Here is an 8,572-nt window from a genome sequence, read left to right as displayed (position 1 = left end):
GTATGAATAGCGTGCGGCTCGACAAGTGGCTCTGGGCGGCGCGTTTCTTCAAGACCCGGGGCCTGGCCAAGAAGGCCATCGAGGGCGGCAAGGTCCACTACAACGGCGCCCGGGCCAAGACCAGCAAGACCGTCGAGGTGGGCGCCCTGGTGCGCGTGCCCCAGGGCTGGGATCTTCTCGAGGTCGAGGTGGTGGCGCTCTCCGACCAGCGCCGCGGTGCCCCCGAGGCCCGCGCCCTCTACCGCGAGACCGAGGAGAGCGCGGTTCGCCGCGAGCGTGAGGCCGAGGCGCGCCGCCTCACCAACCAGGCCATGCAGCACCCGCTCAAGCGCCCCGACAAGAAACAGCGCCGGGATATCCAGCGTTTCCAGCGTCAGCAGCCGGACGACTAGCCAGCCGGCCGACGACTCACAGAGAGTGATGATGACCGACCAGATCCAGCGTTTCCTCTTCGACAACACCAACGTGCGCGGCGAGCTCGTCATCCTCGAGCGGGCCTACGCCGAGGTCCTCGAGCGCCACGACTACCCGCCGGTGGTCAATCGCCTGCTCGGCGAGCTGCTCGCCGCCGTGGCGCTGCTCACCGACACCGTCAAGCTCGATGGCACTCTGAGCATCGAGGTGCGCGGCAAGGGGGCGCTGGCCCTGCTGATGGCCGAATCCAACCCCGGTGGCGAACTGCGTGCCATCGCCCGGCTGGCCGAGGACGCTCCTATGCCGGCGGATGACGTGGGCTTCGTCGAGCTGCTTGGCGGGGGCCAGATCATGATCACTCTGGACCCCCGGGAGGGGCACCGCTATCAGGGTATCGTCGCCCTGGATCACGACAGCCTGGCCGGCTGCCTGGCCGCCTACTTCGTCCAGTCAGAGCAGCTGCCCACCCGGCTGTGGCTGGCCGCGGACGGCCAACGGGCCGGCGGCCTGCTGCTGCAGCGCATGCCCGACGAATCAAAGAACCAGGACCACGACGCCTGGGACCGCACCGTGGTCCTGGCCGACACGGTCAAGGACGAGGAGCTGCTGATGCTCGGCCCGGAGGCGCTGCTGCATCGCCTCTACCACGAGGAGACGATGCGGATCTTCGACCCCAAGCCGCTGCGCTTCGGCTGCACCTGCTCCCGGGAGCGCATCGCCTCTGCGCTGCTGACCCTGGGCCAGGAAGAGCTGCGCCAGGTGCTGGCCGAGCATGGCAGCATCGATACCCAGTGCCACTTCTGCCACACCGCCTACCACTTCGACGAAGCCAACGTCGAGGCGCTGCTGGCCGAGGGCGATGCGCCGCCCCCCGTGGTCCACTGACGTCGTTGCTGCGATGCACAACAGATCCTGTAGTGAAATGGCGCGATGTTGTAGAAAAACTACATGAATTTCGCTCAAAAACGGCGTTCCCCGCGGCGGTGCTTTTTGCCATAATGGCGCCGCTTTTTTTCGGCTAGATCGCTTCGCCTCAAGACGGGAAACCCGCAGCGACGATCGATGTCAGGTATCCGCTGCGTCGCCACCGACGCCCGGCACACGAGAGAATCGGCCGCAAGGCCCAGGAACCGACATGACCACACCCCAAGCTCCCAAAGCCCACGTCAACCTCAGCAGCGCAGAACTGATCGAGCGTGCCGTGGCCACCGGCGAGGGCCGCCTGGCCGCCAACGGTGCCCTGGTGGTGAATACCGGTATGCGCACCGGACGCTCCCCCAAGGACCGCTTCATCGTCGATGAGCCCTCCACCAGCGCGCAGATCGACTGGGGCAGCGTGAACCGTCCTTTAGACGCCGAGAAGTTCGATGCCCTCTGGGCCCGCGTCGAGGACTACCTGCTGGGCCGTGAGCACTTCGTGTCGGAGCTCCACGTGGGCAGCGACCCGACCTACTATCTGCCGGTGCGCGTGCAGACCGAGACCGCCTGGCAGAACCTGTTCGGCCGCACCATGTTCGTGCGCCCGGAGGGCTACAACCCCTCCGCCAAGGAGGAGTGGACCATCATCAACGCCGCCGGCTTCGAGTGTGATCCGGCCCGCGACGGCACCCACTCCGACGGCACCGTGATCATCAACTTCGCCCAGAAGAAGGTGCTGATCGCCGGCATGCGCTACGCCGGCGAGATGAAGAAGGCCATGTTCTCTGTGCAGAACTTCCTGCTGCCGGCCTCCGATGTGCTGCCGATGCACTGCTCCGCCAATGTCGGCGAGGACGGCGAGACCTGCCTGTTCTTCGGCCTCTCCGGCACCGGCAAGACCACCCTCTCCGCCGATCAGGCCCGCTACCTGATCGGTGACGACGAGCACGCCTGGGGCCCGGGTACCGTCTTCAACATCGAGGGCGGCTGCTACGCCAAGTGCATCGACCTCTCCGAGAAGAACGAGCCGGTCATCTGGAACGCCATCAAGTTCGGCACCGTGCTGGAGAACGTGGTCCTCGACGACCGCCGTGAGCCCGACTACGCCGACGACAGCCTGACCCAGAACTCCCGCGCCGCCTACCCGCTGGAGCACGTCGAGAAGCGCGTGCCCGAGAACCGCGCTGGTGAGCCCAACGCCATCGTCTTCCTGACCTGCGACATGTCCGGCGTGCTGCCGCCGGTCTCCGTGCTCTCCAAGGAAGCCGCGGCCTATCACTTCCTCTCCGGCTACACCGCCAAGGTGGGCTCCACCGAGATGGGCTCCGCCGAAGGTCTCTCCACCACCTTCTCCACCTGCTTCGGCGCCCCCTTCTTCCCGCGCCCGGCCCGCGAGTACGCGGACCTGCTGATCAAGCGCGTGGACGAGAAGGACGCCCAGGTCTACCTGGTCAACACCGGCTGGACCGGCGGCTCCTACGGCGAAGGCGGCTCGCGTTTCTCCATCCCCACCACACGCGCCATCATCAGCGCCATCCAGGCCGGTGTGCTGCGCGAGGTCGAGACCCAGCGCATCGACGGGCTCAACCTGGACGTGCCGTTGGCCGTGCCGGGTGTCGACTCCAGTCTGCTCAATCCGCGCGATACCTGGGAAGACAAGGATGCCTACGACCGCAAGCGCCAGGACCTGGCCGCGCAGTTCGTCGACAACTTCAAGAAGTTCGACGGCGTCAGCGAAGCCATCGTCAAGGCGGGCCCCAGCCTGACCTGACGGTTGACCGCCGCCGGCGGCATTGGTGACCCCGCAACAGCCCCACGCGCCCCCGGCCGTGGGGCTGTTGCTTTACACGGACGTCAAGCCTGCCGCGGACGGGGCGCTTGTGATACCTTGTCGCGATCGATTTTCGAGCATCAGCGAAGGGGTTACATGGACGCCACCAGCCGCATCATCTCGCGCCTCGCCGAGGAGCTTTCCGTTCGCCCGCAGCAGGTCTCGGCCACGGTGGAACTGCTCGACGGCGGGGCGACGGTGCCCTTCATCGCCCGCTACCGCAAGGAGGTGACGGGCGGGCTCGACGATACCCAGCTGCGCAACCTTCATGAGCGTCTCGGCTACCTGCGCGAGCTGGAGGAGCGCCGTGCCGCGGTGCTTGCCGCCATCGACGAGCAGGGCAAGCTGACGCCCGAGCTCGCCGGGCTGATCCGGGCCGCCGACACCAAGCAGCGCCTGGAAGACCTCTACCTGCCCTACAAGAAGAAGCGTCGTACCAAGGCCCAGATCGCCCGGGAGGCGGGACTCGAGCCTCTGGCCGATGCGCTGCTGGCCGACCCGACCCTGGACCCGGAATCCGAGGCGGCGAAGTACCTTCGCGCCGCCGAGGGTGACATCCCCGCCGTGGAGGACGCCAAGGCGGCCCTGGACGGCGCCCGCCAGATCCTGATGGAGCGCTTCGCCGAGGACGCCGAGTTGGTGGGCCGGCTGCGCGAGCGGCTGTGGCAGGAGGGCGAGCTCAGCGCCCGGGTGATTCCGGGCAAGGAGGCCGAGGGCGCCAAGTTCTCCGACTATTTCGAGCATGACGAGAAGCTGGCGAAGACGCCCTCCCACCGGGCGCTGGCCATGTTCCGCGGCCGCAACGAGGGCGTGCTGACGCTCGCCATCCGGCTGCCAGGCGAGGACGAGGCGCCGATCCATCCGGCCCAGGTGGCCATCGCCCGCCACTTTGCGATCCGAGACGAGGGGCGCGCCGCCGACAAGTGGCTGCGCGACGTGGTGCGCTGGACCTGGCGGGTCAAGCTCTACGCCCATCTCGAGACCGAGCTGATGGGCCGGCTGCGCGAGAGCGCAGAGCTCGCCGCCATCGAGGTCTTCGCCGCCAACCTCAAGGACCTGCTGCTGGCCGCGCCGGCGGGGCAGAAGGCCACGCTTGCCATCGACCCGGGCCTGCGCACCGGCTGCAAGGTGGCGGTGGTGGACGCCACCGGCCAGTTCCTCGAGGAGGCCACCATCTATCCCCACGCGCCCCAGAAGCGCTGGGACGCCGCCCTGGCCGAGCTGGCCCGGCTGGTCGAGAAGCACGACGTGGCGCTGATCGCCGTAGGCAACGGCACCGCCAGCCGCGAGACCGACCGCCTGGCCGGCGACCTGGTGAAGCGGTGCTCTTCACAAGAAGGGCCGGGCAAGCGAGCGCTCGCCAAGGTGATGGTGAGCGAGGCGGGCGCCTCGGTCTACTCCGCCTCGGAGTATGCCTCCCGGGAGCTGCCGGACCTCGACGTCACTATCCGCGGCGCGGTCTCCATCGCTCGGCGCCTGCAGGATCCTCTCGCCGAGCTGGTCAAGATCGAGCCCAAGTCCATCGGCGTGGGCCAGTACCAGCACGACGTCTCCCAGCTGCAGCTGTCGCGCAGCCTCGAGGCGGTGATCGAGGACTGCGTGAACGCCGTGGGGGTCGACCTCAACACCGCATCGAGCGCGCTGCTCTCGCGGGTGGCCGGGCTCTCGCCGGCACTGGCCGAGGCCATCGTCGCCCGGCGCAATACCCAGGGCGCCTTCACCAGCCGCAAGGCGCTGCTCGAGGTCAGCCGTCTCGGGCCCAGGACCTTCGAGCAGTGCGCCGGCTTCCTGCGCATCATGAACGGCGACAACCCGCTGGACGCCAGCGCCGTGCACCCGGAGGCCTACCCCTTGGTGGAGCGCATTGCCAGGCAGAGCGGCCGGGACCTGGGCAGCCTGATCGGCGACAGCGCCACGCTGACGTCGCTCAGGCCCGCCGAGTTCGCCGACGAGCGCTTCGGCGTGCCCACGGTGACCGACATCCTCGCCGAGCTGGACAAGCCGGGCCGCGACCCGCGCCCCGAGTTCAAGGCCGCCGAGTTCCGCGAGGGGGTCGAGACCCTCAAGGACCTGGAACCCGGCATGGTGCTCGAGGGCAGCGTCACCAACGTCACCCACTTCGGCGCCTTCGTGGATATCGGCGTCCACCAGGATGGCCTGGTACATATCTCGGCACTCTCCGACCGTTTCATCGATGACCCGCGTTCGGTGGTCAAGGCCGGCGACATCGTCAGGGTCAAGGTGATGAGCGTCGATCTCCCTCGGGCCCGCATCGGCCTTTCCATGCGCCTGGACGACCAGCCGGGTGAGGAGGGCGATGGCCCAGGCCGCGGTGGTGAGCGTCGCCAGCCCGGGAGGGAGAGATCCAGCGCCCAGAAGAACGGTGCCCGGGGAGCCGCCAGCCGGAAGGCCGATGGCCAGAAGCCCTCACGCAAGGGCGGCGGCCACGGCTCGGATGATCAACAGGGGCAGGTGGGTGCGCTCGGTGCCGCCCTGCTCAAGGCCAAACAGAAGCGCTAACCTTCCACGCTAATTTTCCACGCTAATTTTCCACCATCAGGGGTGCTACCTTGTCCGACTCACTCGCCACCCTCATCGAGCGCCTGGTCGGCCCCGCCCGCCAGGGGCAGTTCAGCCGACTGCGCCGCGGCCTCGAGAAGGAGGGGCTGCGCGTCGATGGCGCAGGGCGCATCGCCCAGACCCCGCACCCGGCCGCGCTGGGCTCCAAGCTGACCCATCCGCACATCACCACCGACTACTCCGAGGCGCTGCTGGAGTACATCACGCCGGTCTACTGTCGTCCCGAGGATGCCATGGCCTTCCTCGGCGACCTGCACCGCTTCACCTACCGCTATCTGGGTGACGAGCTGATCTGGCCGGCCAGCATGCCCTCGCGTCTTGCCGGCAACGACAGCGTGCCGATCGCCGACTACGGCACCTCCAACGTGGGGACCATGAAGCGGGTCTACCGCAAGGGCCTGGATGTGCGCTATGGGCGCATCATGCAGGCCATCGCCGGGGTGCACTATAACGTCTCGCTGCCCGATGACCTCTGGGAACTGCTGCGCGAGATCGATGGCGCGGCCGACACCCCCATGGGCGAGTATCGCTCCCAGCGCTATTTCGGGCTGATCCGCCACTTCCGCCGCCACAGCTGGTTGCTGCTCTACCTGTTCGGCGCCTCCCCGGCGCTGGATCGCAGCTTCCTGCCCGACGGTGAACTCCCCGACAAGCTCGAGGCCCACGGCGCCGAGACCCTGATCTCCCCCTGGGCCACCAGCCTGCGCATGTCGGACCTGGGCTACCAGAACAAGGTGCAGGCGCAGCTCAAGATCTGCTTCAACTCGCTTTCCAACTATGTGGGCACCTTGCGCAACGCCATCTCCACCCCCTGGCCCGCCTACGCGGCGCTGGGCGTGAACGAGGGCGGCGAGTGGCGCCAGCTCAACGCCAACATCCTGCAGATCGAGAACGAGTACTACAGCGACATCCGTCCCAAGCGGGTGACCCGCCACGGCGAGACCCCGAGCCAGGCCCTGGAGGCCAGCGGGGTTGAATACATCGAGGTGCGCTGCCTCGACCTCAACCCGCTGCTGACCCTGGGGCTGGATGAGCAGCAGATCTACTTCGTCGACGCCTTCGTGATGTGGTGCCTGCTCGCCGATAGCCCGTGGATCTCCGACGAGGAGTGCGAGAGCCTCGACGACAACCGTCGCCTGGTGGTGGAGCGAGGCCGCGACCCCGAGCTTCGCCTGAGCGATCGCGGTCGGGATCGCAGCGTGCCGGAGTGGGGCGATGAGATCCTGGCCGAGATCGACCAGGTAGCGGGCCTGCTCGACCAGCTGGAGGAGGGCAGCCCCCACCGCGATGCCGTGGCCGCCATGGCCCCGCGCCTGGCCGACCCGTCGCTGACGCCCTCGGGGCAGCTGCTGGCGCGCCTGCAGGAGAACGGCGAGGAGTTCAGTGACGCCATGCTGGCCATCGCCCGCGAGCAGGCCGAGCGGCTGCGTGGCGAGCCCATGGACCCGGCCCGGGAGGCGCTCTTCGAGGAGCTGGTAGGAACGTCCATGCGCCAGCAGGAGGAGATCGAGGCCGCCGATCGCCTCGCCTTCGATGACTTCCTGGCCGACTACTTCGCCCGCGCCCGGGAGTCGCGCCTCCTCGGGGAGCCCGGCCAATGAGCCCCCATCTGGCTCGCCTGGGCGTGCGCCACTGGAGCCTCGCCGGGCTGGCCTTCTGTGCCTTGATGATGGCCGTGGCGCTCTACCTCGAGCATGTCGTCGGGCTCGAGCCCTGCCCGCTGTGCATCTTCCAGCGGGTGGCGGTGCTCGCCGCCGCGGCGGTCTTCGCTGTCGCCGCCCTTCACAACCCCGGGGGACGGGTCGCCCCGGCCGTCTATGGCGCCCTGGGTCTGTCCGCGGTGATCGGCGGCATCGGCGTGGCCTGGCGCCACCTGTGGCTGCAGTCGCTGCCCCCGGAGGAGGTACCCAGCTGCGGCCCCGGGCTCGATTACATGATGGATCTGCTGCCCTGGCGCGACGTCGTCGCCATGGTGTTCTCCGGCTCCGGGGAGTGTGCCGAGATCGACTTCCTGCTGCTGGGCATCTCGCTGCCCGGCTGGACGCTGATCGGCTTTCTGGTGCTGGCCGTGGCGCCGCTGGGCCTTGTGCTCATGGCGTTTCGGGAGCGAGTCTGAGAGACCCCGGCGTCCCCTGCCATTGGCGTCGCCTGCCGGGGATTGACACCGCCGGCGGCGCGGGCGAGTCTTGAGTTCCAGCCGGGCGAAGGACGCTCCCGGCCTCACCGATCTGGCTCCACCAAACGAAGGGAGGCCCCCATGCTGGAAGACTGCAAGAATGCGCTGGAGCGCTGGGGCGGCGTGCACAAGCTGATCGATCGCTGGTTGGACGAGCGCCGCGAGCTGCTGGTCCACTTCGTCGAGCTCAAGGAAGCCTGCGATATCGAGCTGGAGGCGGTGAGCAAGGACCAGATCGACCGCTTCAGCGAGGTGCTGATGGACTACATCAGCGCCGGCCACTTCGAGATCTACCCCCAGCTGCGCGAGGAGGCCAGGGCTTTCGGCGACGAGGCCGCCCTGGGCCTGGCCGATAGCCTGCTGGCGCGGCTGGAGATGTCCACCGAGCTGGTGCTCTCCTTCGACGCCGAGTACGACAGCCCGGGCCGCGTGCGCCAGCATCTCGGCCGACTGCCCGCCTGGCTCGAGAGGCTGGCCCACGGTCTCACCGAGCGCTTCAGCCTCGAGGACCGGTTGATCGGCCGTGTTCATGCCGCCCACGCCCCGGATGCCGCCCGCGCCGAGCTTCGCTCGGAGCTCTAGGAGGCTTTGCGGAGCTCTAGGAGGCTTTGCGGCGCTCGAGGCGCCCGCCCAGCACCAGCATGCAGGGTGTG

At 68.3% G+C, this 8,572-nt stretch carries 7 protein-coding genes; all 7 read left to right on the top strand.

Translation table 11 applies throughout. The annotated features are described in order from the left end of the window. The first annotated feature begins 2 nt into the window (after positions 1-2). The 7 genes from hslR to rsd all read left to right on the top strand — a co-directional run bounded on the left by hslR (position 3) and on the right by rsd (position 8,501). Positions 3-392, top strand: a complete 390-nt coding sequence (gene hslR / locus IBX53_RS12940; protein ID WP_290909889.1) for a ribosome-associated heat shock protein Hsp15 — start codon at positions 3-5, stop codon at positions 390-392. A 31-nt stretch (positions 393-423) separates the two neighbouring features. Beyond that, entirely contained in the window at positions 424-1,299 is an 876-nt protein-coding gene (gene hslO / locus IBX53_RS12935) for an Hsp33 family molecular chaperone HslO (RefSeq protein WP_290909887.1), read from the top strand. 250 nt (positions 1,300-1,549) lie between these two features. Beyond that, positions 1,550-3,103 carry a phosphoenolpyruvate carboxykinase gene (locus tag IBX53_RS12930; protein WP_290909885.1) on the top strand — a complete coding sequence of 518 codons (1,554 nt, stop codon included), beginning with the start codon at positions 1,550-1,552 and terminating at the stop codon, positions 3,101-3,103. Between the two features lie 156 nt (positions 3,104-3,259). Then, entirely contained in the window at positions 3,260-5,683 is a 2,424-nt protein-coding gene (locus tag IBX53_RS12925; protein WP_290909883.1) for a Tex family protein, read from the top strand. A 50-nt stretch (positions 5,684-5,733) separates the two neighbouring features. After that, entirely contained in the window at positions 5,734-7,344 is a 1,611-nt protein-coding gene (gene gshA, locus IBX53_RS12920; protein ID WP_290909881.1) for a glutamate--cysteine ligase, read from the top strand. Further along, positions 7,341-7,859 carry a disulfide bond formation protein B gene (locus IBX53_RS12915; protein WP_290909880.1) on the top strand — a complete coding sequence of 173 codons (519 nt, stop codon included), beginning with the start codon at positions 7,341-7,343 and terminating at the stop codon, positions 7,857-7,859. Before gshA ends, IBX53_RS12915 begins: the two co-directional genes overlap by 4 nt. A 141-nt stretch (positions 7,860-8,000) precedes the next feature. Further along, complete coding sequence (gene rsd, locus IBX53_RS12910) at positions 8,001-8,501, top strand: sigma D regulator (RefSeq protein WP_290909878.1); 501 nt, start codon at positions 8,001-8,003, stop codon at positions 8,499-8,501. Positions 8,502-8,572 lie beyond the last annotated feature (71 nt).

This window comes from Halomonas sp., from assembly GCF_014859505.1.
Taxonomy (GTDB): Bacteria; Pseudomonadota; Gammaproteobacteria; order Pseudomonadales; family Halomonadaceae; genus Halomonas.
Note: the sequence above shows the minus strand (reverse complement) of the source record. Positions and strands in the feature narration are given on the sequence as shown.